This is a genomic window from Nocardia iowensis, from assembly GCF_019222765.1.
Taxonomy (GTDB): Bacteria; Actinomycetota; Actinomycetes; order Mycobacteriales; family Mycobacteriaceae; genus Nocardia; species Nocardia iowensis.
In genome coordinates this window covers 4,847,347-4,873,432 of sequence record NZ_CP078145.1, presented here as the reverse complement: position 1 = coordinate 4,873,432, position 26,086 = coordinate 4,847,347, and the positions used below count along the sequence as shown (strand labels likewise).

The following is a 26,086-nucleotide window of genomic DNA, read 5'->3' as shown; positions in this document are numbered from 1 at the left end:
GCCGCGAAAACTGCCGCACCGCAAGCAGATACGGGAACTTCATCATGCGGAAAGGCATCGAAGGTGGGCGCGGCGCGGCTAACGTAGGATGAATGCTGCCTTGGTCTGCCGAACTTGCCGGACGTCTCGATGAACACATCTTCGAGAGCGCGCTATTGCGTGACAACCCGTTGCAGGATCCGCATCAACGCCCGTTGTGGGTGTATGTGCCGCCCGGTTACGAGGAGGATGGCGACAGACGCTATCCGTCGATCTACGTTATCCAGGGCTACAGCGGTCACGTCGAGATGTGGCGGAATCGGATGCCGTTCCGTCGTCCGTTTCCCGAAACCGCCGACGCGGTCTTCGTGGCGGGTGAGGCTCCGCCCGCGATTGTCGTGTACGTCGACGCGTGGACCGCCTACGGCGGCAGCCAGTTCGTCGACTCGCGCGGCACCGGCCCGTACCACTCTTACCTCTGCGATGAGATCGTCCCCTGGGTGGACGCGCACTATCGCACGGCCGCCGACCGTGATCATCGCGCCATCATGGGCAAGAGCAGCGGCGGATTCGGTGCGATGATCACGCCGATGCTGCGTCCAGACCTGTTCGGCGCCTTGGCAACCCATGCCGGTGACGCTCTCTACGAATACTGCTACATTCCCGAATTCCCGGACGCCGTGCGCCATCTCCGAGCGTACGACGGAGATATTCACCGGTGGTGGGCCGAGTTTCAGCAGCGGGTGTCCTTCACCAAACCCGAAGACCACGATCTTCTCGTGGTGTACGGCGTCGCCGCCTGCTTCTCACCGGGCCACGACGGCCGCCCGGAGCTTCCGTTCGATCCCCGCACCGGCGTGCTGAAACCCGATGTCTGGCAACGCTGGCTGGATTGGGACCCGATCCGCATGGTGCCCACCCACGCCGAGGCCATGCGGTCGATGCGGGCGATCTGGATCGACGGCGGCACCAAGGACGAATGGTATCTGGACATCGGCGCCGAAGCTTTCCGCCAGGCACTGCTCGACAACGGCGTGCACAAGGATGTGATCAATTTCGAGCTGTTCGACGCCAAACACGGCGGCATCGACTATCGCTACCCCATGTCGCTGGCGTGGTTGGCGAAGAACCTCTCGGATCGAGCCGCCGACCGCTAGAAGAAGTGGGCGGACAGCGACGAACTTCCGGTCCCGTAGCCCATACTCACCAGCCAATTACGGAAGGCGATCACCGCTCCGCCGACCGGACCCGGGTCGGAGCACGAGCCGCCGACCGACGAGAAGGTGCACCCGTCATTCGCCACCGGTGCCGAACTGACCACACCGGGGTCGAACTGACCGCTCTCGGCCGAGGCCGTGGCCGCCGTACCGGACAACACACCCGCTACTACCGTCCCGGCCAACACCGCACCGCTGATCCCACGTTTCCACTGCACACTGCTCTTCGATGTACTCACGGGTACGAAGCTACCCCACCTCCTCAGCGGGCCAGCGTCGAGTTGCGCTGTGGCACCGTCGGGTTCGGCGACGGTCTCGGTGTGGGGAAATCGCGAGCACGTCGGATGGTTGTACCGGCGTTCCCGGCGACTTATACTATCGGTTGATAGGGCTATCGGTCGCTAGCTAAGGAGGGTGGGTATGGCCATTCAGCGGCTGGACAACATCGGGGTCGCAGTGCGGGATGTGGAGCGGGTCGCGCGGTTCTTCGCAGATCAAGTGGGCCTACCGACAGAGCTGGACCTGGCGGGCGAGCCACCCTCGGCTCAGGTGGCCGTAGGTGAGCAGTACCTGTATCTGTTCCGGACGACCGACGCCGCGGGGCAGACGAAGCGACTGCCCGATCTGGTCGGCAATCCGCAGGGCTTGGATCATGTGAGTTTCACCGTCGACGACGTCGATCGCACCTACGCCGAACTCGTCGAACGAGGCGTCGCCTTCGACGGCGAGCCCACGACCGAGCAGGCCTGGAACATCCGCCTCGCCGGTTTCGCCGACCCAGAAGGTAACCGGTACTACCTGGTCCAGTCCCTATCGGCGGCATGACCGAGCTGCCGGAAGTAGCCGGACCGCGGGGTCGGCGTGGGCCGGTGAGCGGCTTGCCGCCGCGGTACCGGCGGCTGATCGAGATCTCCACCGATCTGTTCAGCCGATACGGCTACGGCGCCACCACGATCCGGCAGATCGCCGACGAGATGGGGATCAAGAGCGCGAGCCTGTACTCGCACGTCGGCAGCAAGGCCGACATCCTGCGCGTCATCATTCTCGATGTCGCCCGTGAATTCACCGAGGGCGCAACGCAGTGCGTCGACACCATCGCCGATCCCGAGCAGCGACTGCGCGAGCTCTGCCGGTCGCATATGCGGGTGATGGAGCGTCGCGCGGCCGCCGTGGTGGTGTACTTCCATCACTGGCGCAAGCTCAATCCGGAGTACCAAGCCGAAATCATCGACCTACGTGGGGAATACGAGGCGATGTTCCGGTACGCGGTCGCCGAGAGCGTGCGGCAGGGAATCTATCGGCCGGTCGACGAGGCCCATGCGGTCCGGGTCCTGCTCGGCGCGTTGAACTGGACCTACGAGTGGCGCTCCCCGTCGCGCGGCATGGATGCCGACGCGACGGCGGACAGCATCCTCGATCTCATCACTTCCGGCTTGAAGGGATGACACCATGCCGGCGGCGCAGTACCTGATCGATCTGGCAATGCATTTCGAATGCAGGCCGAATCCGTTTCCGAACGGCACGGGTGGCGGTACCGCGGTGTTGTGTCCCGGTTGCCGGGTGCTCGCACCGGTCTACGACGTCGGACATTTTGTGCGGTACACCTGGGGGACTGTCGCCGCTTACGACACCATCGACCGGATCGTCACCGTCTATTACGACGCGCCGGAGCCGACCAGCGATGGTTTCGGCACCAGCGGTGTCCTGGCTTATCCGGTCTCGCTCAGTACGTCTCTCCGGAATTCCGGGGAGTAGCAAGGGAGCTCAACGGCGAGCTCCGACGGAACGAGCCACCCATCGGAAAGCGAAGATCAGCACCCTCGTGGGGGAGTGTTGGGAGGGGCCGGAAATATGCAGCAAACCGCCTACGACCCGGAAGAAATCGAGTGCGTCATCAGCAGCCTGCAACGCGCCATCGAATCACAACAGCAGGCAATTGACGCGTTGCAGCGCTTGTGGGCTCGACCTCGGGTCGAGTACGAGCCGGTACCGCTGTCGGCAACGCCCGCCCAGTCCGACGTATTCACCTTTACCCGCAGGCAGGCGCAGGTTCTCGACCTGCTGGCCGACGGTGCGACGAATCGGCGGATCGGCAAGGTGCTCGGAATCAAGGAGCAAACGGTGAAAGCGCATGTGCACGCGGTGCTTTCGAAGCTCGGCGCGTCGCATCGCACCGAAGCCGTGTCGATCGCCTACAAGTGGGGACTGTTGCGCGCCGAGACCGCCTGAGGCGCGTGCAAAGGAAGTATCCACCTCGGTCATGGCAGGGTGACGAGGTGGATATTTTGCTGAATTCATACCGGCGGCAAGCCCGGTGGTATTAATACCACGAGACATTCGGTGCAGTGACATTCGAGATCGGGGCAGTTACCGTGGAATGCGAAGGCATACTTCGTCGTCGTATCGGATAAGGAAACCGATGTCGCCCGAAATAGCACCGCTGGCCGGAAAGCTCGCCCTCGTCACCGGTGGCGCCCGTGGCACCGGCCGCGCCATTGTCGAAGAAATCGCGCGATTGGGCGCGCGCGTCATCATCAACTACTGCCATTCCGAGGAAGACGCCGAGCGCACCCGTGCCGAGCTCGGCGGCTCGGTAGTGGCGACGATGCGCGCCTCGGTGGCCCGCGAAGACTCGGTGGAGCGTCTCTTCCGCAGCATCGAAGAACGCTGGGGGACATTGGATATTCTCGTCAACAATGCGGCCTCAGGTGCGTTCGGCGCACTGAGCGATCTCTCCGGCAAGGATTGGGCGCGGGCGATAGATACGAATCTGCTCGGCACGCTGCGCTGCTCGCAGCACGCGGCGGCCCTGATGCGCGACCGCGGCGGCGTGATCTGCAATGTTTCCTCGACCGGCTCGACCTATCCGGTTCCAGGCTACGCGGCGGTGGGCGTCACCAAGGCGGCGGTGGAATCGCTGACCCGCTATTTGTCCTATGAATACCGGGACGACAACATTCGGGTGAACTGTGCGTCGGCGGGGCCGCTGGAGAGCAGGCCATTACGCCAGCTCTTGCCGGATCCCGTTGCGGCACAGCGCGTCGCGGAGCAGACACCCGCGCGGCGGCTCGGCGTGCCCGCCGAACTCGCCGCCGTGGTCGGATTCCTGGTATCCCCGGCAGCGGGCTGGATGTGGGGGCAGACCGTGATCGCGGACGGCGGCCTTTCACTGACCTCCTGGCCGAATGCGGCTGTCGCCGAGTACGCGGTGCGGTCATGACGTCGGCGGCGCGCGACCGGGTGGCGCTGGTTACCGGCGCGTCCGGGCTGCTTGGCGGCCGCGTCGCCGATCGCCTGCTGGCCATGGGGATTCCAACGGCACTGCACTACTCGGCGAACCCGCAGCGCCCGCACGAGGTGACCGCACAGAACGCGGGGCTGGCCATGCCGGTAAAAGCCGACTTGGCGGACGGCGCCGCGGTGGAGACGATGATCGCCGATGTCCGCGAGCGGTTCGGACCGATCACCGACCTCGTGCACTGTGCGGCGGTCACCGACGACGGACTGCTCATCGAGCAGGACGAACAGCGCTGGCGGTCGGTCATCGAGGTCAATTTGCTCGGCACCTACCGGCTACTGCGCGGCGTCGTTCCGATGATGATGCGCAAGCGGGCCGGTCGCGTCGTGGTCGTCTCGTCACCGTCCGCGCTGCACGGAATTGCGGGCCAGTCCTCCTACGCGGCCTCGAAAGCCGGTGTGCTCGGCCTGATCCGAGCCCTCGCGGTCGAGTATGCGGCGCGCAATATCACTATCAACGCGGTCTGCCCCGGATTCATGGACAGCGCGCTGACCTCGGCGACACCGGAACCGGCGAGGGAGCGGATTCTCGCGAGGACTCCGCTCGGTAAGGAACCCGTCGAACCGGATCACGTGGTGGACGGGATCTTCTTCCTGCTCGCGAACCCCATGGTGACCGGTCAGAACTTGGTCATCGACGGCGGCTACACGATCTCTTAACCAGTGGGACCTGGAGGAGCACAATGACCGGATTTGCGCTGGCCTTCCCCGGACAGGGCGTCAAACCCGCGGATCTGCGACGAGACTTGGCGGAGCTGCGGTCGGCACCCTTGATCTCCGTGGTGCTCGAAAGCCTGCATCGGGCCGACGTCGCCGACCTCGATCTCACCGACACCCGCGTCGTGCAGCCAACGATGCTGGCGCTTGGACTCGTCCGGGCCAGGGCGATCGCGCCGTCGCTCGCGAACGTGCCACTGGTGGCCGGGCACAGTTTCGGCGAAATCACCGCACTGGCCTTCGCGGGGGCGATCTCGGAGGACGACGCTGTTCGGCTCGCTCGTACGCGCGGCGAGCTGTGCCAGCGAACGAGCGCGGAACGGCCGGGTGCGATGGTCGCCGTGATGGGGTTGGACGCGACCGAGGTCGAATGGATGCGGCGACGGATCTCGTTCACCCAGCCGTCCGCACACCTGGAGGTCGCGGCGATCAATGGGCCCAAACAGATTGTGCTGTCCGGTGATCCGGACGCGGTGCGGCAAGTGGCCGAGGACGCGGCGGCGGTCGACGCGGAAGCACAGGTCCTCCCGATCGGTGGCGCGTTCCACTGTCAGCACATGGCCGGTGCGCTGCCGGAATGGACCGCTGCCCTGGACGCGATCGAGATTCGGCCGCCGAACTGCACGTTCGTCTCGTCGACCGAGGCGCGGCCGTTGACCACCGCGCGAGGTGTCCGGCGCGCCCTCGCCAGGGCGCTGGTGCTGCCGGTGCGGTGGGTCGAAACCCTGTCGGTGGCGCACGAACTCGGCGTGCGCCGGATGGTTGACGCCGGGCCGGGGCAGGTGCTGCACAAACTCGGTAAGCGCTTGGGACGACTGGATTTCGTCGAATACCACACAGTGATCGAGCAGACCGCGACGAGCAAGGGAGCATGATCATGCATGACATCACCAGGGAGATCTTGGACATGCCGCTGCGGGTGCGGTATCACGAATGCGACCCGCAGGGCGTGGTGTTCAACGCGCATTACCTCGCCTACGCCGACATGGCCTGCCTGGAGTCGATGAAGCGGCTGTTCGGCTCCTACGACCAGGTGGCCGAGCACGGCGTCGAACTCGTCCTGGCCGAATCACAGGTGCGATACCTGCAGCCGTGTCGGTTCGACGAAGAACTCACCGTGACCGTAGGTGTGGGCAAAGTCGGCCGGACTTCGCTGACCTTGATCTATCTGATGCGCCGCGCCGAGGCGACGGTAACGGTGGTGTCGAACCGGTACGTGTGGGTCGACGCCACCGATTTCCGGCCGGTGCCGCCGCCGACGAGTGTGCGCAACGCCTTCACCGGGGACGAGATGCTCACTCCCGCAAGCGGAACCAGCACCGTTTGAGTGCGGGCCCGGCGGCGGTGTCTGCCGCGATACGGAAGGTTCGCGCGTCCGCGGTGCGCTGCACCCGATATGACACATCCGTGGGCAACACCACGGGGTGGCCGAACCGAGTGCGGATCTCCGCCAGCTGTTGATACGGGCAGACATCGAGTTCGCGTGCCACCGATACCCCTGCCGCGAGGACGTGCAGCCCGTGCGCGATCGGGCCGGGGAAACCCGCGTCCTGGGCGGCCTTGGCGTGCCGATGGATCGGGTTGGCATCACGGGAGACCCGGGCGTAATCCCGCGCGCTGCCCAGATCGAAATGCCGCCGTCGCAGGCCGATGGTGTCGGTGCCCGCCGCCGCGCGATGCGCTCGCCACGGCGGTAACTCGGCCGCCTCATCAGGTTGCCCGTCGATCAGCAGCGCCACGTCGAACTGGGCAACCCGCGCACCGGTCGGCTCGGTGAACGAGACCCGCAACGTATAGACGGCGTCATCGCCAAGACTTTGCACCGCGTGCACATCGCACCGGCCGATGAGCTGTTCGGTGGGGCGCACCGCCCGTGCGAAGAGCGCCGACTGGGCAAGGTGGATCACCGGACGCTGCCGGTGCGCGGACCGGATCTCGGTCACCGTTGGCTCCCAGAGCGGCGCCGCGGCGCGCACCAGGGCCAGTGGGTGGACCCGCCCGGACGGGTCGGCGCTGTCGACCAGTTGGGTATAGCGGTGGATGTCGTCGGCGCCGAGCGTGCAGTGCGTTTTCGTCACGAGACCGAAAGGCGTTGCACATCAACGTCTGTCTTGCCGGTGCAGGCCCAGTCGGCGAGCACTCGGCCGAGGATAGGGACGAACTTGAATCCCCAACCCGCGGCGAAGGTGGCGATCCGCGCTGTGCCCGCCCCGGGTGCGGTCACCGGTCCGAAATAGAACTGCCGCGCGGGGTCTCGGGGCAGCACGGCCAAACAGGTAGTGGCGGAAACGGCGCGGGCTTCGAGCATGGGCATATGGGTACGCACCCAGTCGTGGACGCGGTCGACGTCATATGCCTTGGGGCGCAGCGTCGGCACGGTCTCCGCGGTTATCTCGTCGATCTCGAACATCGGGGCCACCCGGCAGGCACTGTCGGTGGCCCACGGCCGAGGGCCGAAACCGTAGAACAGATTCGTATCGCGCTCGGTGGGCTGCTGGAACGCGAACCAGAACGGCAGTTCGACCCGGCCGTTGCTGGGTACGAACGAGAGGTTGGCCATTTCGAAGACGCGGTAGTCCATGTCGACGCCGAACGGCCGGAGCAGGCGCGCGGTCGCCGGACCGGCCGCGACCACCAGCGACGAGGTGCGGTAGGTGCCCGAATCGGTGACGACGCGAACAGTGTCCGTTTCCGGCTCGATCGACCGCACCGGCGCGTTGGGCGTGACATGGACTCCCGACCGGATCGAGAGCTCGTACAGTGCCAGCAGGGTGGCCTTTACGTCGACGATGCCGCCGTCGGGTTGTAGGAAGCCCGCGTAGTCGGCGGGGAGGTCGCGGAAGCCGAAACGGTCGGTGATTTCGCGCGCGGTCAACCACTCGTAGGGGATGTCGAGTTTGTCCATAACCCGTGCGGCGGAGGTGATCTGGCCTTCATTGGTGTCGACGTCGACGTCGCCGAACCACAAACTACCGACGCGATGCCGCAGCCTGCGTCCGGACTCGCTCTCCAGGCGATCCCACTCGGCGGCGGTTTCCAAGGCGAGCCGGGACAGGTCTTCCTGCGAATACTGGACCCGGGAATGCCGTTCGGTACCAGCGGAACTGGCGTGGTCGTGGAACAGCGGTCCCGCCTCGAGCACCAGCGTATGGATGCCGCGTCGGCCCAGTTCCCGTGCGGCACTGAGCCCGACGGCACCGCCACCGACGACGATCGCGGCGTAGGTCTGGATTTCGGTCATGACAGTCGATGCTCCTTGCGGTTTACAAATGGACGGCGGCGCGAGGTCTCGTGATGAGCACGTCGGACAGGGCGTTCACCAAATGGTCGACCTGGCGATCGGTCAGGCGGGGATGGCATGGCAGGTTGACCTGGGTGTGGAACCATTGCTGCTCGGTATTCGGGCAGTCGCCCGCTCGAGACCCGCGCATCCGCCATTCGGGGCGCAGATGCAGGGGGAAGTATCGCAACTGAACCTCGACGCCGGCCCGATCGAGCGCCTCGATGATCTCATCGCGGTGCCGCCCCACCGACTTGTCGGCAAAGAAGGTGTAGAAGTGGTACGCGTGGCCGATATTGGGATTGTCGCTGCGCTGCACCGTGATTCCGGCGGCGTCAGCGAGGACCTCGTCCAGTCGTGCGGCAATGGCACGGCGGCGGGCAACCATGCGGTCGAGCTTGCGTAGCTGAACCAGGCCGACCGCGGCGGCCACCTCGCTCATCGCGGCATTGGTGCCCGATCGGCGGATATCGTGGCAGTCCATGGTGTAGGCATCGCCGACATCGCGCATCCATGCCAGGCTGCGTGGCGGCGTGGCCAGCCGGTCGGCGCCGCGTTGCCGCGGCGCGAAGATCGCGTCGACTTCGTTGGAGCGCAGGCGATCCAGCCGCTGCCACCAGTCGTCGCGGTCGAAGGTGATCATCCCGCCTTCGCCGAGTGTGGTGATGTTCTTCGCCGAGTGGAAGCTGAAGCAGCCGAGATCGGCAAGGCTGCCGGGGCGTTTGCCGAAGTAGTCACCGCCGAGCGCATGTGCGGCGTCCTCGATGACGAGGATGTCGTTGCGGCGGGCGAGGTCTCGGATCCGCCGCATATCGGCGGTCAGTCCGCCGTAGTGCACCAGAACGATGGCCCGGGTCTTCGGGCCGATGAGCCGTTCGACCGCCGCGGGATCGGCATTGAGGGTGATCGGGTCCACATCACAGAATTTCACCTCGACGTCGTAGTCGAGCAGCGGTTGAATCGAGGCCTGGTAGGTCTGCGGCGTGGCGATGACCTCGTCGCCCGGCCGCAGGTCGAGCAGGTGGATGGCCAGCGCCAGCGCGACGGTCCCGCTGGTGACGGTGACGGCGTATCGCACACCGATATAGTCCGCGAGCGCGGCCTCGAATCGGGCTCGCCACTCGCCCTGGGTCAGGGTCGTGCCGTTGTCGAGCACCGCGGCGATCGCCTCGTGTTCGTCCGCTCCGAGCACCGATCCGATGCGGGCGTAGGGCACGGCATACTGTCGGGGAGCTGTCTGCTGTCCTTCATCTACTGCGTGCGAAGCCATGAATGGATCCTCCACCCGGCGGCCGAATGAGTAAATACGGCCGTTGGTTCCAAGTGGTACTAATTCTATGGGGCGATGGTATCGGTGTGATACCCCCATTCGGGCGATATCTCCGGTGCTGCTCCGCTGTTACGCTCGGTTGTCAAAGGTATGTTCGGCAAGTTGTTTCATCCTGTGAGACAAGCTGTTTCGCGGTCAGGTCGGCGGGCTGGTCGCGGGGACAAGATTACTCCGACAGCATGGGAGATGTTGTGACAACCGAGGGAATCATCGAAATTCTGACCGACATGGGCGTTGATACCGACGATATCGATGACAGCTCATCTATGCGCGAAACACTCGGCCTCGACTCGACCGAGATGGTCGAATTGCGGCTGGAAATCAAAGAAAAGTACGGTGTGGTGCTCGATTTCGCCGCGCAGCCGGATTTCACCGTCGGTGAGCTGGCCGCCCTGGTCAGCGGTGGACATACCGTACGGGCGGAGTAGGTCGTGACGGCGGACCTGAGCAGTTCGGTCGAAGCCGCACCGAACAGCTACCGGCGGCTGCCCCTGGACCGGATCGCGCACTACCGCTCCCAGGGGTGGTGGATGGACGGCAGGCTGGAGGAACACATCGCCCGGGTGGCCGCGCAGGCAGGCACGAAAACCGCTGTGGTCGCACCGAATCAGCGGCTGACCTACCGTCAGCTGTGGCATGCGGTGGAACGCCTGGCCGCCGAACTGGCCGCCGCCGCGATCGTGCCGGGCGACCGAATCGCGGTGCAGATGAACAACTGCGCCGAACTCGCCGTCGCGCTGCTCGGTGTGCTGCGGGTGGGCGCGATCCCGGTTCCGGTCATGCCGAGCCTCGGCGTCCGGGAGACCAGCCACGTCGTGGCCACCGCGCAAGCCGCGCTGATGATCATCGCGCCCGCTCGCGATCTCGGCGCGCGCCGGGCGCTACGGCGGCTCGGTGATGTGGCCGAGCGGATCGCCGCGCCGGTCGCCGTACTGGGGCTACCCGAGGCTTCCGACAGTGCCGCGCCGGTGCTGACCCCGATGACCGAGGGTCGTAGCCGGGCAATCGGCGCACCGGCGCGCGATCTCGACAAGGTCGCGGTGATGCTGCTGTCCAGCGGTACCACCGGCCTGCCGAAGTTGATCCCGCGGGAGCACGGGCCATTCGGGTACATGATCACGCGGGCTGCCGCGGCATCCGAATTCGATGCGGAATCGGTGTATCTGGCGGTGCTGCCCGCGACCCACGGCTTCACCCTCGATTGCCCAGGGGTGCTCGGCACTCTGCTGGTCGGGGGCACCGTCGTGTTCGGTGACCATCGCAATCCGGCCGCCGCGCTCGCCATGGCGGCTGGGGAAGGGGTCACCCATACCACCGTCGTGCCCGCTGTCGCGCGGCAATGGCTCGCCGAAGCGGAAGGGTTGGCACGGTGCGCGGCGACGATGCGGGTTATCCAGATCGGCGGCGCCCGGCCGTCGGAAGTGCTCATGCGGTCGCTCGAGGAAGGGTCCGGCGCGTTCGTGCAGCAGTGCTATGGGATGAGCGAGGGCTTGCTGTGCTTCACCGACCGGTCCGACCCGGACTCGGTGCGTTACCGCACCCAGGGCAGGCCCGCCTCGCCGGGCGATGAGCTGCGACTGGTTGCCGACAATGGCGAAATGGCGTACGGCACAGGTGAACTGTGGACCCGTGGCCCCTACACCGTGGCCGGATACTTCGACGACGCCGCGGCCGATCGGCGCGGGTTCGCCGCGGACGGTTTCTATCGGACCGGGGATGTGGCCAGGATCGCCGCGGACGGTTCGGTGACGATCCTCGGGCGGACCGGGGACGTGATCAGTCGGGGCGGGGAGAACATTTCCCCGGACGAGATCGAGGACGCGCTGCGCGGTCATCCAGAGATCGAGGATGTCGCGGTGGTCGGCCGTCCCGACGAGATCTACGGCGAGCTGATCTCGGTGTTCGTCGTGACACCCGACTGGGCTGGACCGCCGCTGGCGGCTCTGCGAGATCACCTGCGCACGCAGGGATTCGCCGAATTCAAGTTGCCGGACGACGTGAAATACGTGGGGGAGATCCCGAAGATCGGCATCGGCAAGGTCGACCGCAAACGGCTGCGCGCACTGCTGGTCGAATAGCTGGAGGTGATCGAAGCATGGCTGATTCATCACGGGTCGCAATCACCGGACGGGGCGTGGTGTCGCCGCTCGGACCGGATCTCACGTCGTTCTGGGCTGGGCTGGTCGCTGGCCATTCGAAGCTCCAGGTGGACCCGTGGATGCGCGAATCCGGTTTCCGGAGCACGGTTTCCGGTCGGATCAGCGATTTCCGGGACCAGGCCTGGGTACCGAGGGTTACCGCGTTGGCGCTCGATGCCGCCGAGCAGTGCATGAAAGACGGGCTGCCCGCCGCCATCGCGCCCGAGCGTCTCGGTGTCGTCTTCACCTCGGTCAATGGCGGCATGAGTGAGATCACCGCTGCGCAGGCGGAATCGGGCGACCTACGGACCGCATTGCCGGACTACACGACGGGGCTGCTGCGTGAGCTGGTCGGCGCGGGCGCGGGCGCGCTCACGCTGTCCAATGGTTGCTCCTCCGGCCTCGACGCCGTGACAGTTGGGACCGACTGGCTGCGTGCGGGGGAACTGGATGCCGTCTTGGTGGTCGGTGCCGAATCGCCCTTCAACACGCTGAGCGTCGGAATGCTCGACAACATCGGTGCGCTCGCGCGACCGACCGCTGAGCTCGACCCGGCCCAGTGCTGCCCGTTCGATCGGCGGCGCAACGGAATGGTGCTGGCCGAGGCCGCTGCGGCGGTTCTGCTGGAGCGCCTCGACCATGCCCGAGCGCGTGGCTGTCCGATTTATGGTGAGATCACCGGCACGGCAAGTGGTAACAATGCCTGGCACATGAGCGATCTGCCGCCGGACGGCGTCGCCCTGTCCCGAGTGATCCGGCGAGCCATGCGCGCGGCAGCCGTCGAACCTACGGCCATCGACCTGATCTGCGCCCACGGCTCCGGCACGCCACAGAACGATCTGTTCGAAACCAATGCCGTCAAAGACGCTTTCGGCCCGCATGCCGCCCACGTTCCGATCACCGCGGGAAAGGCGGTGCACGGCCATGCCCTAGGTGCTGCCGGTCTGCTCGGTACGCTCGCGGCGCTCGGCGCGCTCGAGCACGCCACCATCCCGCCCACCGCGAATTACGCGGTGCCGGACCCGGAATGCGACCTCGACTACGTCACCACGGGGCCGCGTGCCGCACCCGTCCGGACCGCCCTGGTTCTCGCGACCGGACTCGGCGGCGTGCATACCGCCGTGACGATCAGCGGCGCTCGGTGACTGTCCGCACTGAAATCGACATGTTGAGGAAGAGAGGTGGGAGATGGACCTCGGGGTGGCCGGTACAGGAATCCTCACTGGAGTCGGAACCGGAGTCGAGGAAGTATGGACTCGGCTGGCCAGCCCGGCAGACGACGGTGCGGAGCCGCGCCATCGGGTGTCCGCCGAGCTAGCGGTGCCACGGCGGATCGCGAAGAAAACTGATCGCTTCGCCCACTTGGCTTTCGCCTCGGTGCGCGAGGCGATGGGTGTCGCGGGCCGTCTCGGTGCGGAAGCCGCTGACGCGGGTGTGTGGTGGGGAACTTCGGGCGGGGGTACCGCCACCCTCGCGCGGGCGTTCGAATCGTCCACGGCCGCAGGGCCTGAGGCGATGAGTCCCTGGGTGGCGACCGCCTGGTTCCCCGCGTCGGCGCAAGGGTGGCTGAGCATCGAACACCAATTGCTGGGCGCGAGTCGCACATTCGCGGCGGGGCGGGTCAGCGGCGCGATCGCTTGTCATATGGGGGCGCTGGCCGTTCGTGCCGAGCGCAACGACTGGGCGCTGGTCGGGGGAGCGGACGCGGCGCCACCAGCGGCGCACCCGAATCCCTTCCGCCCCTTCGATATCGAGCGTGCTGGACATCAGGTCGGCGAGGGTGCGGCCGCGCTGGTGCTGGAACGGCCGGGCGGCCGTGCACTCGGTTACCTGCTCAGCAGTGCGGTGGTCGCTGGTCCGCCGGCGGATCCCCAGCCGGTGGAGCGGGCCATCCGCACCGCACTGCGCAGCGCGGACCTGGTCCCGGACGACATCGCTTTCGTTGTTGCCGAAGGCGCCGGAACCCGGGCGGGGGACCGAGCCGAAGCGGTCGGCATAGCGCGCGTCCTCGGCCGCGAAACCCCGGTCACCTCAACGAAAGCCGCTTATGGACATCTCTACGGCGCATCGTTTCCTGCGGAAGTCGTGCTCGCCGTCGAGTCGATGCGCCGGGGCTTCCTGCCCCCGCTACAGGGAGTTCGCCGCCCCGACCGCGATGGCTGTCCCGTGAACGTGACAGTGGCAGGTTTCGACGCGGATCTGCCGTATGCCGTCGTCCTCTCTACTGGCGACAACGGAACCGCGGTTGCCGCGGTCCTGGCACGGGATCCGCGCTGATCCACGCCCGGTCGGTCGGAGTGGGTCGGCCGGTGCCGAGCGGGCGGGTCAGGTGGTTGCGCAGAGGGCGGCGTCGACGACCTTCATGACGTCGGCGGTCGCTTCCGCTGCTTCGGGAATCTGGTTGACGCTCACGGTGACCGCGCGGCCGTCCCCGGTGACGCCGCCGCGGGTTTCGAAACCGTCGATATCGCCGCCGTGGCCCCAGAACTCCTTGCCGCAAGACAGCGGGCGTTGCATCAGACCCAACCCGTAGCTGAGCGGCGGCCCCGGAACTTCCATCGGAACAGTACGTTTCATCTCGGCCAGCTGCGCGGGTGGCAGTAGTTGACCGGCCAGCAAGGCCGTGAAGAACCGATTCAGATCCGCGCCGGTGCCAACCATCGCACCGGCCGCTCCGCCCGCGGAGGGGTCCAGTTTCGTGATGTCGACGCGCTTACCGTCGATAATGGCGTAGCCGCTCGGATGCGGATCGCGAAGGACGGCATCGCCATCCGCCGGATAGTAGGTGTCGCGGAGGCCCAGTGGCTCGATGATCCTGCGGGTGATCTCGGCCTCGACCGAACTGCCCGTTATCCGCTCGATCACCGCACCGGCCACCAAGTAGTTGGTATTGCAGTAGTTCCACTTCGCGCCGGGCTGGAATTGGGCGGGCAGCGTCAAGGCTCGACGCACGAGTTCGTCCGCTCCGTAATGGGTCAGGGGGTTCGCCGTGAACTCCGGTATCAGGTCCGCGTAGTCGGGCAGACCGCTGGTGTGCTGCAACAGATTTCGAATGGTGATGCGTTCGGCATCGATGCCGTCACCGCGCACGACGCCGGGCAGGTAGCGCTCCACCGGAGCATCGAGTTCCACCTTCCCCTCGGCTACCAGCTGCAACATGACAGTCGCGGTAAAAGTCTTGGTGTTGCTACCGATCCGTACTCGGGCGGCCTCCGGGAACGGCGTGCGGTGCTCGAGGTCGCCGACTCCCGCGGCGGCGGTCCAGTTCCGCCCCCGATCGGTCACCACGGCTTGGGCCCCTGGCAATCCGATCTCGATCAAACGGTCCAAGGCACGGGTGACCTCCGGACGGCCCACGTCGACCGGGGCAGGCTCGGTGGTACCGGCACCTTCGGAAGTGCATGCCGCCGTCGCCATGATGGACACCAACGCCACGCCGGTCAGTAATCGACGGAATTCCCTTGTCCGCAAGGCGGTTCCCCCTTCTGCTCCGACCGCGGCAAGCGCGCCGCGGTCCGGTAAACCACTCTAGAAGCGCCGAATCACCACTCCAATGCAGCGGCCACCTCTGTTGGTGGTAGCGCCAGCACCACTGCGGTCCCGCGTCAGGAGCGTGGCCGCGCGGCCTGGATGACACCGGCGACCGCATCGCCGATACGGGTGGCGGCTTGGTCGGGGTCCGGTCTACCGGCGTCCAGCCACGCCATGATCGCCTCGATGGCCGTGGTTGTGCCGAGCTGTGCCGCCCAGTCCGCCCATGCTCTGTCGGGGATCAGTTCGGTCAAGTTGCGGCGGACGGCGATCACCATCTCCGCTCGCAGCTGATCTGCCTCGGCGCGGAAATCGGGTTCCCGGGCCGCATGGTGGAACAACAGCCGGAAACCTGCGGGGTTCGCCTCCGCCCAGCGGAGCAGCTCGGTGACGGCGGGCCCGCCGAACTCGCTTTCGCTTGCGGTGGCGAGTTGTTCGGCTGCCCGGGCCAGCGCCGTGCGGTACAGGTCGGCCTTGGACTCGAAGTGGCGGTACAGGATTACCCGGCTCACGCCCGCCTCGGTAGCGACGTCGTCGAGGCTGGTCGCGGCGAAGCCGGAACGAGCGAACGCCCGGGTGGCGGCGTCGAGCAGCTGCTCGCGTCGCTCGGATCGCGCCAGTCGCATCGCGCACACCTCATTCCGCTTGTTTACACGGGAGTATACAAACTGAGCTATATTTACTTTGGAATGTACACTTGAGAGTAAACAAGGAGTGGTCATGAGCCTTCCGACCCTTCCGTTCGATCAACCGGACCCCTTCGCCCCGGCCCCGCTGCTGCGCCGCTTGCAGGCCGAGCGGCCAATTGCTCAAGTACGCACCGCTGTTGGCAACCCGGCTTGGTTGGTGACCAGGCACGCCGAGGTGAAACGCCTGTTCCTGGACGACCGGCTGGGCCGTTCGCACCCCGATCCGGACAACGCGCCGCGGGTCGGCGCGGCCCCGTTGCTCGGACCGACGCAGGACTACGCGACCGAGCCGACCGACCATGCCAAGCTGCGCGCCTTGTTCACGCCGTTCTTCTCCGCCAGGCGGATGCGGGCCATCCGCCCGCGAGTGACCGAACACGTGGACCGGGCGCTTGCCGCGATGGCCGCCGCCACGCGACCGGCGGATCTGCGCCAGGCACTGTCGGTCCCGATTCCGTCGGCGGTGCTCTGCGAACTGCTCGGCATTCCCACCGGCCAGCGCGCACGATTCCAGGCAGCGGTCGATACGATCATGGGCTTCGATGGGCGGCAGGCCGCCGATGCCGGTCTCGCCGAACTGATTTCGCTCACCCGGGAGTTGATCGGCGGCAAGCGCGCCGATCCGCGCGATGACGTGCTCTCGTCGCTCTGCGCACCGGAACACGAACTGTCCGATGACGACATCGCCCACCTGGCTGCCTTTCTGCTCACCGCAGGTCTCGCCAGTACGTCCTCGGAAATCGACGTCGGCGTCGTGCTGCTGCTGAGCCGACCAGGTCAATGGCAGGTCCTTCGGAACAACCCCGATCTGGTGCCGTCGGCGGTGGAAGAGATCTTGCGCGTAGCGATCAGTGCGGGCGGTGGCGATGCGCCGATGCTGCCCCGGTACGCACGGGCCGACATCGAACTCGGCGATGTCACCATCCGCGCGGGCGAGCTGGTGTTGCTCGACATCACCGCGGCCAACATCGATCCGCGAGCCTTCACCGAGCCGGACCACTTCGACCTGACGCGGGCGCCCAACCACCATCTCGCTTTCGGACACGGCCCGTGGCACTGCCTCGGCGCGCCGCTGGCGCGAATGCAATTACAGGTGGTGTTCGCCGGGCTCGTCACTCGCTTTCCCACGCTGCGGCTGGCTGTCCCGGTCTCGCGAATTCCGGTCACCGCCAGCGTGCTCGACCGCGGTATCGCCGAGCTACCCGTCACCTGGTGAACGCCGCCTTCGAGCCGGGAAATACCGGTCCCGATGTGCAAGATGGACGGTAGCCGGTCGCGCGGTGGCGGTGCGAAACTCCACCCTATGGATGAGCACGAAACATTGGTTGCCCATGTTTCCGACACCGCACGGTGGGCTGCCGCGTGTAGAGCGCTCGAATCCGCCCGGCAGGACCCGGTTTTCACCGACCCGCTGGCGGATCGGCTGGCCGGCGAGCGCGGGTACGCGATTGTCGCCGGCGGTCCGCGGTTCGGCCGCACCGGGTGGTGGCACTCGGTGCGCGCGAAGCTGTTCGACGAGCTGATCATGATGGCGTTGCGCAGCGGTTGTGACATGGTGCTGAATCTCGGTGCCGGCTTCGACACCCGGCCGTATCGGCTCGACCTACCCGCTGATCTGGTGTGGGTGGAGGCCGATCTCCCGGAATTGCTCGCCGAAAAGGAACTGTTGCTCGGTGGCGAGACGGCCCGCTGCCTGCTGACCCGACGACCGGTCGATCTGGCCGACCCGGACGCGCGGTCGGCGTTCCTCGACGCGGAGTTGGCCGACGCGTCGAAGGCGCTGGTGCTGACCGAGGGATTTGTGTACTTCCTGTCCGACACTGCCGTGCGAGCACTGGCGCTCGACCTGAAACGTCCGGAAATCGCCTGGTGGGGAGTCGATTTCTGGAACGCGGCGATGCACCGGATCATGGCGGCCTCGACCAACGACCTGTTGCGGTCGGCACCCATTGTCTTCGCGCCGCGGGCGGGGATCGCGCACTTCGAGGCGCTCGGCTGGACCCCGCTCGAGATCCACTCCATCTTCGAAAGTGCCCATCGACTCCGGCGGCTGCCACCCGCGCTGCGGCCCATTGCCTATCTCCCGCAACCGAATCCGCGTAAACCCAGTACGCGGCCGCTGTCGGTGGTTGCCCGGCTGGCATGCACCGACACCACCCGGCGGTGAGGGTGTGCAACCGGGGAAATTCCGCTGTCGCACAGCACATTTCCTGACCATCGGTCGGTAATTCGGGAACCATTCGGCGCGAATTCAGCACGAGGGCAGCTGGATCGAGTTGATAGCATCGGCCCACCGAATTGCGGCATGAAGGGATGGTCATGTCGAGGGCCGTGGAACTGTTACCCCGCACTGGCGCAGGCGATTCCGTCGCTGTACCGATTGCCTCGCTCGTCGTGCCGGAGCATTCGCTGCGGCGCGACGGTGAGAATTTCGACCACACCCTGCTCTTGGCCGAGACCGAAACGCCATTACCCCCGATTGTCGTGCACCGCACCACCAGGTGTGTCATCGACGGAATTCATCGGCTACGCGCGGCGATATCGCGCGGGGCGACCGTTATCGAGGTGGTGTATTTCGACGGCTCCGCGGACGAGGCGTTCGTGTTCGCGGTACGGGCCAATATCGAACACGGTCTGCCGTTGTCGATCACCGATCGGCGGGCCGCCGCGGCACGCATCCTCGCGAGTCACCCGCACTGGTCCGATCGGATGATCGCGGGCACGACCGGGCTCGCGGCGAAGACGGTCGCCGCGCTGCGCGCGGGCGCGCCGCCGAATTCGCACCCGCGTCATCGACTCGGCAGCGATGGCCGGGTCCGGCCGTTGACCACCGCTACCGGACGCCTGATGGCGGCCGAAATCATCAGCACGCGGCCAAGCGCGTCGCTGCGCGAGATAGCCAAGGCGGCGGGCATCTCACCGGGAACTGTGCGCGATGTCCGGGATCGGATGCGGCGTGGCGAGGATCCGGTGGCCAAGCGCTGCGGTACCACCGGCCGCGGACAGCTGGACGTGCGGTGTCCGGAACAGCGCGCGAACCTGGACGTCGCAGCGGTACTGCAACGGCTGGGCCGGGATCCATCGTTGCGTCACAACGAGATCGGTCGCCGACTCTTGCGCTGGCTGTACCTGCACACCATCGACTCGCAGGACTGTGCGCGCGTCGTCGAATCCGTGCCTGCCCACAACGCGCGATTGATAGCCGAGCTGGCCGCGGAATGCGCCGAGCAATGGTCGAGAATTTCCGTAACGCTCCGGAATCAGGGTTCGGATCGATAGTCGCGGAAGAGGTTTCGTCCATCGGTCGGCGTGCAAATCTGCACGCTATACGTTTCCCGGTCGACCCGGCCACCATGGTGTCGAATCGAGCGACCGGGAGTGACCATGAGATTCCTGCAAACCGAGCGCCGCGTCGTCGACGAGGTATTTCCCGGCCTGGCCAAGAATATCGATGAGATCCCCTGGGCGGAGCGGGAGAAAGTCGGAAATCCATGCCTAGGGCTGTTTCGTGACGCGGGCGGTCCCGGTTTGCTCATTCCGGAACAGTACGGTGGCCGCGGGGTGGATCCGGTGGATGCGGTACGCGCCCACCGGGCCGTCGGCATGCTGTCGCCATCGCTCGGTATCGCCACCACGATGCATCATTTCTCGCTGGTGCCGGTGCTCGCCGTCGCGGCCATCGGCGACGGCGCGGAATTGGCGTTCATCTCGGAGGTCGCACGCAACGGACTGCTGGTGGCGTCGGGGTTCGCGGAGGGCCGCTCCGGGCAGGGCATCATGCATCCCACGCTCGTCGCGAAGCCGTGCGATGGCGGGTTCCTCGTGTCGGGCCACAAGCGGCCGTGCAGCCTGGCCTCCTCGATGGATTTTCTGACCGCCAGCGCGATCATTCCCGGTCAGGATGCGGACGAACTGGCCTTTGTGCTCGTCCCGGCGGGCTGCCCGGGTGTGATCGTCGAAAAGTTCTGGCGCGCCGATGCATTGGGCGGAGCGGAAAGTGACTCGGTCGAGCTGGCCGAGGTATTCATCCCGACCGAGTTGGTGGTGCGGGCCGGGGCCGGGCCGGATTCGCCGCTGGACACCGTCCAATCCGTCGGATTCCTGTGGTTCGAGCTGCTCGTCTCGGCCAACTATCTCGGCGTGGCGAGCCGACTGGCCGAGCAGGTGCTGGAGAAGACGAGTCTGTCTGCCGGTCTCCGCGTCGAACCCGCATTGGCGTTGGAGGGGGCAATGAGCGGGCTGGAGAATGTGGCGCGCCGCATCCCCCCGGTCGAGCAGTCGGCCGCGACGACTCCCGACGTGCTGGAAGAATTACTAGGGCAGGCGCTGGCGGCCCGCTACGCCGCGCAGGAGGTGGCGCGCCGAGTCGCCGATTCCTGCTTCGAACTGCTCGGCGGCATCGCCTTCGCGACCGAACCGGAGATCGCGCAGCGAGTTATCGCGTGTCACGCCTTGGCTTTTCATCCGCCGTCCCGGGCACGCAATGCCGAAAACCTGGTCGACTACCTGACCGGCGCCGCACCACTGCGGCTGGTTTGAGCTGTCGTGTCGCCCGCGAAACCACGACTGTTGCTCACCGGCGCCGCCGGAGTTCTCGGCTCCGATCTGGTGCGGCGGCTCGCGGCCGACTATCGCCTGGTGGTGCTGGTCAACCGCACCCCGGTCGGCGCGCGCACCGCGGCGACGGTGCGTGGCAACGTATCCGAGGAACGGCTCGGGTTGCCGCGCGGCATCTACGGCGATCTCGTCGGCGAGCTCGATGCCATCGTGCACGCCGCCGCGGCAACGGATTTCAGCACCGACCGCGACACGGTGTTCGAAACGAACGTCACCGGTACCGCCCGAATACTCGACCTCGCCGAACGCAGCAAAGCCAAGCTGGTGCACGTCAGCACCGCTTTCGTGGAGTGCCGCGGCCACGGGGTAGCGGATGCGGTGTCACCGGACACCTATCTGGAGAGCAAGCTCCGTGCCGAACAGTTGATCGCCGAGCGTGGCTACCCCACCGTCGTCGCGCGCCCCTCGGTGATCGCCGGTGATTCCGAGACCGGTGCGGTGGCCCGTCTCCAGGGCCTACATGTCACCGGGGCCGCGGTCGCGCACGGGGAACTTCCATTGCTTCCGGTCGAGGCCGACGCGGTGGTCGATTTCGTGCCCACCGACGTCGTCGCCGAGGCGATCCGAATTCTATTGCGCACCAGCGAGCCCCGGGTCTACTGGCTGACGGCTGGAGAGCACGCGGTGGCCGCGGCGGACCTGGTCCGGATCGCGGTCGCGGCGGGCGAACGGGTGCGGGGCGAGCCGGTGCTCCCGCCGCGACTGATGCCGCAGGACGTGCTGCGCCGGCTGGTGCTGCCGCTGCTGACCGACGTCGGACCGGAGCACCTGCGCGCCAGGCTGAAGCAGTTCTTGGCGCACTCCTACTTGTTCGAGTCCGGGCGGATCTTTCCCAGCGACCTCGCGGCCCTCGGCCTCGCCGAGCGGGTGACCCACGCGAAGTTGCTCGCGGGTTTGGAAACCGGAATGGCGTACGTGCTGAAATGAGGTCAACCGGAATGCAATTACCCCAGGTCGACACCGGCATCGAGCTCGTCATCGACCGGTATCGACGGCACATCAGTTCCGGGCTCGCCACCGTGGCCCAGCTCTCGGGCGGCACCTTCGAGCAAGAGGCACAGGGCTGCTGGGTGCTCGGCGGCGATGGTTGCCGGTATCTCGACGTCGGCGGATTCGGTGTGTTCCTGCTCGGCCATTCGCACCCTGCCGTGGTCGAGGCGGTGTGCACGCAGGTGCGCCGCCGGGCATTGGCGACCAGGATGTTGCTCGATCCCGTGCTGGCCCAAGCCGCGGAAACGGTCGCCAGGTCGGCGCCCGCGGGACTGGACTACGTCCACTTCGTCAACAGCGGCGCCGAGGCGGTCGAGACGGCCATCAAGATCGCGCGCTTGCACGGCTGCCGCGGGATCATTTCGGCCCACGGTGGATTCCACGGCAAGACCATGGGTGCGCTGAGCGTCACCTCGAACGACAAACTGCGTGAGCCGTTCCGGCCGCTGCTGCCGGAGGTGACCGCCGTGCCCTTCGGTGACGCCGCGGCACTGGCGACGGCGCTCGAGGCCGCGCCGCAATCGTGTTGCGTCATCGTCGAACCCGTACAGGGGGAGGGCGGTGTGCGGATCCCGCCACCGGGCTATCTGACCCAGGTCCGGGACCTGTGCACGGCCAGCGACGCGGTATTCGTACTCGATGAGGTGCAGACCGGTCTCGGGCGGCTCGGCCGCTGGTGGGGTGCGGAATTCGATGCCGTGGTGCCGGATATTCTGCTGGTTGGGAAGGGGCTTTCCGGGGGAGTCGTCCCGGTAGCCGCGGCAATCTGTTCCGCGCCGGTCTACGCCCCGCTGAGCGCCGATCCATTCCTGCATCCGGGTACCTTCGCCGGAAATCCGCTGGCCGCCATGGCGGCGCACACCGTGGTGCAGGTCATCGAGCAGGAGGGCATCGTCGACGCGGCCGCGGCTTTGGGGGAGCGACTGCTCGCCCGATTGACCGAGGTGCTGATGGGTGAATGCCCCGAACTGGTCACCGAGGTCAGGGGGCGGGGATTGATGATCGGCATCGACTGCGTCTCGCCGCCCGTGGCCACCGAGCTGACGCTGGGCTTGCGGCAGCGTGCCGTGCTGACCAATCCGTCGATCAACGCGGGCACCGTCGTCCGGCTGACGCCCGCCGCGGTAATGAGTCCGGCCGACGAGGAGTTCCTTTTCCACGCGTTGGCCGAAACCGCCGCCGACATCAACAAGTTCGGGCACCGCTACCGCTGAGCACGCACCGAGAAGGAGACAGCGCAATGGGTTACGTATCGCTGGTGGTGCAGGTTCCCGGGTGTGGGCCCGACGAGGCGTTCGCCCGAATCCGCGACTTCCAGAGCTGGATTCGCTACACCGACACGGTGAAACAGGTGACGGTGCGCCCGGCCACCGCCGAGCCGCCCGGCGACCAGGTGGTGCGCGCCCAGTCCGAGTGGGAAGTGGTGTTCCGGGCGGGGTTGATGCGGTGGACCGAGACCGACACGATCGACCCCGCCGCACGGACCATCCACTTCCAGCAGACCACGGGGGATTTCGCGGCCTTCGCCGGACATTGGCGGGTCGACGATGCCGACGGCGGGGCGCGCATCGAGTTCGAAGGAAAGTTCGACTTCGGCATGCCGAGCATCGGCGATTGGCTGGAGCCGGTCGCGGAAGTGACGATGCAGGACAACCTGGTGCAGATCCTCACCGGCCTGCTCGGCGAGCTGGAACCGGTCGCGGCGCGCGATTCGGCGTGAGCAGTACCGCGCGACGAGCCGGTACGGACAACAGGTGGTGGTAACGATGAAAAACGCTGGACCAGAGTTCTTTTCCAGCCTTACACCGAGCCGAGGCTTGCCCCGGCTGACGCGATTTTCCCGAAAACCGGCAACCGGAAAATATGGTGAGGCGTGGTCCGTGGCGGCCGCTCGGTTTCCGGACCAGCGAATAGTTCTGCAACGCCCCGCCGATATCGCGCCGGAAGGTGGTGTGGAGTATACGTTTTCACGCTGGGCCGGTTTGGTCGACGAGGCGGCGGCCGCGCTGCGTGCGGCGGGCGTCCGGGCCTGGGACCGGGTCGCGATCATGAAGGCCAATCATCCCGACGTGCAGGTGATCGGCTGCGCGGCAGCGAAATTGGGCGCGATTCCGTTCCAGCTGGCGTGGAACCACGGCACCGAGGTCGCCGAAACACTGTTACGCAGGCTGGATCGACCGTTTCTGGTCACCGACCCCGGCAGGCTGGAGTTGGCCTGGCCCGGCGGGGCTCGCGCCGCGCTCGCCGCATTGACCAAGAGCACCGTGCTGATCGGCGGGCGCGGCGACGGCGTGGTGAGCTATGCGGATCTGCGCGGATCCGCGCCCGCGCCGACCATGTTGCGCGACTGGACCGAGCCCATGGTCGCCACCCACACCTCGGGCACCACCGGCTTCCCGAAGTTCGCGCTGCACTCGGCCGAATCGATGCACGCGCTCACCCACGTCGAGACGGAGAACTGGTTCCTACAGGGTTTCCGGAGCAGTGACGTGTGGGCCTATCTGGATCCGTACTTCCATCAGCGCACCGTGACCGCCCTGATGGCGCTGGCGACGACCGGCCCGAAGCTCGTCGCGATCAGTGACATCCCCGATCCGGGCATCGCCGAGCTGTTCGTCGCGCACAAACCGACCGTCGTCGACATGCTGCCCAACATCTACCTCGCGCTGGAGCCCATGGCTCGGGACCAGCCCGGTCTGTTCGAGAACGTGCGGTTCTACATCAACTCGTTCGACGCGATCCACACGCGCACGATGCGCGCGTTTCTGGCGGCGTCGAAGGCACCGATGCCGTTCTGGATCCAATCGTGGAGCCAAACCGAGAACGGGGTACTCGTGTTCCGGCCGTATGTGCGGCCGATGGTGCGGCGAGTCGGCAAATACCCGCCACCGACCCAGCAACTCGGCTGGCCGCTGCCCACCGTGGCGAAGGTGCGGGCGGTGGACCCGCACACCGGAAAGCAGGTGCCCCGTGGCCAGGTCGGCCTGATCGAGATCAACCAGCCGGGCCGCTGCCTGGACTATGTCGGGGAGTCCGACCGGCACCGCAACAAGGTCGACGGATGGTGGTGGAACACCGGCGATCTCGGGATCATCTCCCGGTGGGGTTCGGTGCGGCTGGTCGACCGGGAGATCGACCGCATCCGCGGCGCCAGCGGTATAGCCATGGAAGACGTTCTACTGGACCGCCTTCCGGAAACCAGCGAGGTCGTCGTGCTGGCCCGGCCCAATACCTTGCCCGTGCCGGTGTATTCGACCTATGACGGTGCGGCGATCGCACCCGACCGATGGTCGGCGGCCGCCGCGGGACTGCCGCCGCTGGGCGAGCCGATCCACCTCGACTGGGCGAAGATTCCGCGGACCGCGACCTGGAAGGTGCGCCGGGTCGAGTTGCGTCACCAGTTGTTCGGCGAACCCGCCCTCGGTTTGGGCAACTGGACCTGACCTCGTGGTTCAGCGCAGAAACCACTCGCTGATGACCAGCGCGGGCCTGGCGCCGACGATGATCCGATAGCAACGGGCGCACACCGAATCCGGTGTGCGCCCGTAGAACAGCAATTGCCGGTGCGACTCGGCGTGTGCCGCCTGCAGCGCGGCACCGATGCCCGCCGGTTCCGCCTCGAGCGCCGCCCGGAAGCCGATCGGCAGGCGGTCGACGGCGATCATCGATTCCGCGCGTGCGTAACGGATTCGCGAGCACTGCCCGACGAGTTCGGCGTGCCGGACCAGCACCCGGTCGTCGGGTCCGGCGGCGAGCCAGTCGCTGTGCTGCTCGTCCCCGGTCACCTCGTGCTGGTCAACGCAGCGTGCTTCGATCCGTTCGAGGGTGTGCGCCTCCAGCGTCCGAGTGACGGTGCCGTCGCAGACGAGAACGGCTCGGTGATAAGGACTCAACGCCGCGGCGGACACGTCGTGCCAGTCGGCCGGTCGTGCGGACTGCGCGCAGAAGTGTCGCCGCACGATCGCGTCGATACCGGTCTCGGTCCGCAGCGCGGCACCCAGTTGCTTGGACACGGAGTCTCCCAACGCGAGCGTCGATGTCGGCGGCCACCGGCACGCCAACTTTCGCAATCGGGCGACCGGGACAAAACCCCTATGTGCCCCTATATTTTGTGGCCCCAATGGAATTCCGGGTACCTTGACAACCGCGCGCGCGGTGCGGTTTGCTGGGTCCGGTAGAACTAGTCGATGCGTGCCACTTATGCGGCCACTGCTCGGGTATCGGCATTCCTGCAACGCCGCAGGGCAATCCTTGGACAAATCCACATGGGACGAATTGTGGAATGCACGACGTCGACAGGG

At 66.6% G+C, this 26,086-nt stretch carries 28 protein-coding genes; 21 read left to right on the top strand and 7 right to left on the bottom strand.

What is annotated here, in order from left to right:
- The first annotated feature begins 92 nt into the window (after nt 1-92).
- Complete coding sequence (locus KV110_RS22575; RefSeq protein ID WP_218469271.1) at nt 93-1,136, top strand: alpha/beta hydrolase; 1,044 nt, start codon at nt 93-95, stop codon at nt 1,134-1,136.
- Here the strand turns inward: KV110_RS22575 and KV110_RS22570 are convergent.
- Complete coding sequence (locus KV110_RS22570) at nt 1,133-1,435, bottom strand: hypothetical protein (RefSeq protein WP_218469270.1); 303 nt, start codon at nt 1,433-1,435, stop codon at nt 1,133-1,135. The two genes, KV110_RS22575 and KV110_RS22570, sit on opposite strands and share 4 nt — an antisense overlap.
- A gap of 181 nt (nt 1,436-1,616) precedes the next feature.
- On the opposite strand from KV110_RS22570, the gene KV110_RS22565 reads away from it, so the two are divergent.
- The 8 genes from KV110_RS22565 (at nt 1,617) to KV110_RS22530 (ending at nt 6,537) form a co-directional block, all read left to right on the top strand.
- On the top strand, nt 1,617-2,021 hold the full coding sequence (locus tag KV110_RS22565; RefSeq protein ID WP_218469269.1) for a VOC family protein: 405 nt from the start codon (nt 1,617-1,619) through the stop codon (nt 2,019-2,021).
- Nucleotides 2,018-2,641 (top strand): TetR/AcrR family transcriptional regulator, encoded by a 624-nt coding sequence (locus tag KV110_RS22560; protein WP_218469268.1) that lies wholly within the window; start codon nt 2,018-2,020, stop codon nt 2,639-2,641. The genes KV110_RS22565 and KV110_RS22560 overlap by 4 nt, the downstream gene beginning before the upstream one ends.
- Nucleotides 2,642-2,645: 4 nt before the next feature.
- Nucleotides 2,646-2,951 (top strand): hypothetical protein, encoded by a 306-nt coding sequence (locus KV110_RS22555; RefSeq protein ID WP_218469267.1) that lies wholly within the window; start codon nt 2,646-2,648, stop codon nt 2,949-2,951.
- Nucleotides 2,952-3,047: 96 nt separating this feature from the next.
- On the top strand, nt 3,048-3,425 hold the full coding sequence (locus KV110_RS22550) for a helix-turn-helix domain-containing protein (RefSeq protein WP_218469266.1): 378 nt from the start codon (nt 3,048-3,050) through the stop codon (nt 3,423-3,425).
- Nucleotides 3,426-3,615: 190 nt separating this feature from the next.
- Nucleotides 3,616-4,416 carry an SDR family NAD(P)-dependent oxidoreductase gene (locus tag KV110_RS22545; RefSeq protein ID WP_218469265.1) on the top strand — a complete coding sequence of 267 codons (801 nt, stop codon included), beginning with the start codon at nt 3,616-3,618 and terminating at the stop codon, nt 4,414-4,416.
- Nucleotides 4,413-5,153 carry an SDR family NAD(P)-dependent oxidoreductase gene (locus KV110_RS22540; RefSeq protein ID WP_218469264.1) on the top strand — a complete coding sequence of 247 codons (741 nt, stop codon included), beginning with the start codon at nt 4,413-4,415 and terminating at the stop codon, nt 5,151-5,153. The genes KV110_RS22545 and KV110_RS22540 overlap by 4 nt, the downstream gene beginning before the upstream one ends.
- Nucleotides 5,154-5,176: 23 nt before the next feature.
- Complete coding sequence (locus tag KV110_RS22535; protein ID WP_218469263.1) at nt 5,177-6,085, top strand: ACP S-malonyltransferase; 909 nt, start codon at nt 5,177-5,179, stop codon at nt 6,083-6,085.
- 2 nt (nt 6,086-6,087) lie between these two features.
- Nucleotides 6,088-6,537, top strand: coding sequence for an acyl-CoA thioesterase (locus KV110_RS22530; protein WP_218469262.1), 450 nt, complete (start codon nt 6,088-6,090; stop codon nt 6,535-6,537).
- Here KV110_RS22530 and KV110_RS22525 read toward each other — a convergent pair.
- From KV110_RS22525 to KV110_RS22515, 3 genes are read right to left on the bottom strand one after another with little or no spacing between them, the layout of a single operon-like run.
- Nucleotides 6,506-7,288, bottom strand: coding sequence for a MaoC family dehydratase (locus KV110_RS22525; protein ID WP_218469261.1), 783 nt, complete (start codon nt 7,286-7,288; stop codon nt 6,506-6,508). The two genes, KV110_RS22530 and KV110_RS22525, sit on opposite strands and share 32 nt — an antisense overlap.
- Nucleotides 7,285-8,451 carry an FAD-dependent oxidoreductase gene (locus KV110_RS22520; RefSeq protein ID WP_218469260.1) on the bottom strand — a complete coding sequence of 389 codons (1,167 nt, stop codon included), beginning with the start codon at nt 8,449-8,451 and terminating at the stop codon, nt 7,285-7,287. The genes KV110_RS22525 and KV110_RS22520 overlap by 4 nt, the downstream gene beginning before the upstream one ends.
- Nucleotides 8,452-8,473: 22 nt before the next feature.
- Complete coding sequence (locus KV110_RS22515) at nt 8,474-9,760, bottom strand: DegT/DnrJ/EryC1/StrS aminotransferase family protein (RefSeq protein WP_218469259.1); 1,287 nt, start codon at nt 9,758-9,760, stop codon at nt 8,474-8,476.
- 251 nt (nt 9,761-10,011) lie between these two features.
- Here KV110_RS22515 and KV110_RS22510 point away from each other — a divergent pair, with 251 nt between their 5' ends.
- The 4 genes from KV110_RS22510 to KV110_RS22495 are packed head-to-tail and all read left to right on the top strand — an operon-like array spanning nt 10,012 to nt 14,235.
- Entirely contained in the window at nt 10,012-10,248 is a 237-nt protein-coding gene (locus KV110_RS22510; protein WP_218469258.1) for a phosphopantetheine-binding protein, read from the top strand.
- Nucleotides 10,249-10,251: 3 nt separating this feature from the next.
- The gene (locus KV110_RS22505; protein ID WP_218469257.1) at nt 10,252-11,898 is read left to right on the top strand and encodes an AMP-binding protein; all 1,647 of its coding nucleotides are present in this window, start codon (nt 10,252-10,254) and stop codon (nt 11,896-11,898) included.
- A 17-nt stretch (nt 11,899-11,915) separates the two neighbouring features.
- Complete coding sequence (locus tag KV110_RS22500) at nt 11,916-13,103, top strand: beta-ketoacyl-[acyl-carrier-protein] synthase family protein (RefSeq protein WP_218469256.1); 1,188 nt, start codon at nt 11,916-11,918, stop codon at nt 13,101-13,103.
- A gap of 43 nt (nt 13,104-13,146) precedes the next feature.
- Entirely contained in the window at nt 13,147-14,235 is a 1,089-nt protein-coding gene (locus KV110_RS22495) for a beta-ketoacyl synthase N-terminal-like domain-containing protein (protein ID WP_218469255.1), read from the top strand.
- A gap of 48 nt (nt 14,236-14,283) precedes the next feature.
- Here the strand turns inward: KV110_RS22495 and KV110_RS22490 are convergent, their stop codons facing one another.
- Both KV110_RS22490 and KV110_RS22485 read right to left on the bottom strand, forming a co-directional pair.
- Nucleotides 14,284-15,429, bottom strand: a complete 1,146-nt coding sequence (locus KV110_RS22490) for a serine hydrolase domain-containing protein (RefSeq protein WP_246633917.1) — start codon at nt 15,427-15,429, stop codon at nt 14,284-14,286.
- Nucleotides 15,430-15,563: 134 nt separating this feature from the next.
- The gene (locus KV110_RS22485; RefSeq protein ID WP_218469254.1) at nt 15,564-16,115 is read right to left on the bottom strand and encodes a TetR/AcrR family transcriptional regulator; all 552 of its coding nucleotides are present in this window, start codon (nt 16,113-16,115) and stop codon (nt 15,564-15,566) included.
- A gap of 94 nt (nt 16,116-16,209) precedes the next feature.
- On the opposite strand from KV110_RS22485, the gene KV110_RS22480 reads away from it, so the two are divergent.
- The 8 genes from KV110_RS22480 to KV110_RS22445 all read left to right on the top strand — a co-directional run bounded on the left by KV110_RS22480 (nt 16,210) and on the right by KV110_RS22445 (nt 25,228).
- Nucleotides 16,210-17,394 carry a cytochrome P450 gene (locus KV110_RS22480; protein ID WP_218469253.1) on the top strand — a complete coding sequence of 395 codons (1,185 nt, stop codon included), beginning with the start codon at nt 16,210-16,212 and terminating at the stop codon, nt 17,392-17,394.
- 87 nt (nt 17,395-17,481) lie between these two features.
- Nucleotides 17,482-18,345 carry a class I SAM-dependent methyltransferase gene (locus tag KV110_RS22475; RefSeq protein ID WP_218469252.1) on the top strand — a complete coding sequence of 288 codons (864 nt, stop codon included), beginning with the start codon at nt 17,482-17,484 and terminating at the stop codon, nt 18,343-18,345.
- A gap of 227 nt (nt 18,346-18,572) precedes the next feature.
- Complete coding sequence (locus KV110_RS22470; protein ID WP_218469251.1) at nt 18,573-19,457, top strand: ParB/RepB/Spo0J family partition protein; 885 nt, start codon at nt 18,573-18,575, stop codon at nt 19,455-19,457.
- 105 nt (nt 19,458-19,562) lie between these two features.
- Nucleotides 19,563-20,717 (top strand): acyl-CoA dehydrogenase family protein, encoded by a 1,155-nt coding sequence (locus KV110_RS22465; protein ID WP_218469250.1) that lies wholly within the window; start codon nt 19,563-19,565, stop codon nt 20,715-20,717.
- A gap of 6 nt (nt 20,718-20,723) precedes the next feature.
- The gene (locus KV110_RS22460) at nt 20,724-21,722 is read left to right on the top strand and encodes an SDR family oxidoreductase (RefSeq protein ID WP_218469249.1); all 999 of its coding nucleotides are present in this window, start codon (nt 20,724-20,726) and stop codon (nt 21,720-21,722) included.
- Nucleotides 21,723-21,733: 11 nt separating this feature from the next.
- Nucleotides 21,734-22,999 (top strand): aspartate aminotransferase family protein, encoded by a 1,266-nt coding sequence (locus tag KV110_RS22455; protein ID WP_218469248.1) that lies wholly within the window; start codon nt 21,734-21,736, stop codon nt 22,997-22,999.
- Between the two features lie 26 nt (nt 23,000-23,025).
- On the top strand, nt 23,026-23,505 hold the full coding sequence (locus tag KV110_RS22450) for a type II toxin-antitoxin system RatA family toxin (RefSeq protein ID WP_218469247.1): 480 nt from the start codon (nt 23,026-23,028) through the stop codon (nt 23,503-23,505).
- Nucleotides 23,506-23,551: 46 nt separating this feature from the next.
- Nucleotides 23,552-25,228: an AMP-binding protein gene (locus KV110_RS22445; protein ID WP_246633916.1), complete on the top strand. Its 1,677-nt coding sequence runs from the start codon at nt 23,552-23,554 to the stop codon at nt 25,226-25,228.
- Between the two features lie 9 nt (nt 25,229-25,237).
- On the opposite strand, the gene KV110_RS22440 is transcribed toward KV110_RS22445, so the two are convergent.
- Complete coding sequence (locus tag KV110_RS22440) at nt 25,238-25,798, bottom strand: chorismate--pyruvate lyase family protein (RefSeq protein WP_218469245.1); 561 nt, start codon at nt 25,796-25,798, stop codon at nt 25,238-25,240.
- Nucleotides 25,799-26,086: the final 288 nt, after the last annotated feature.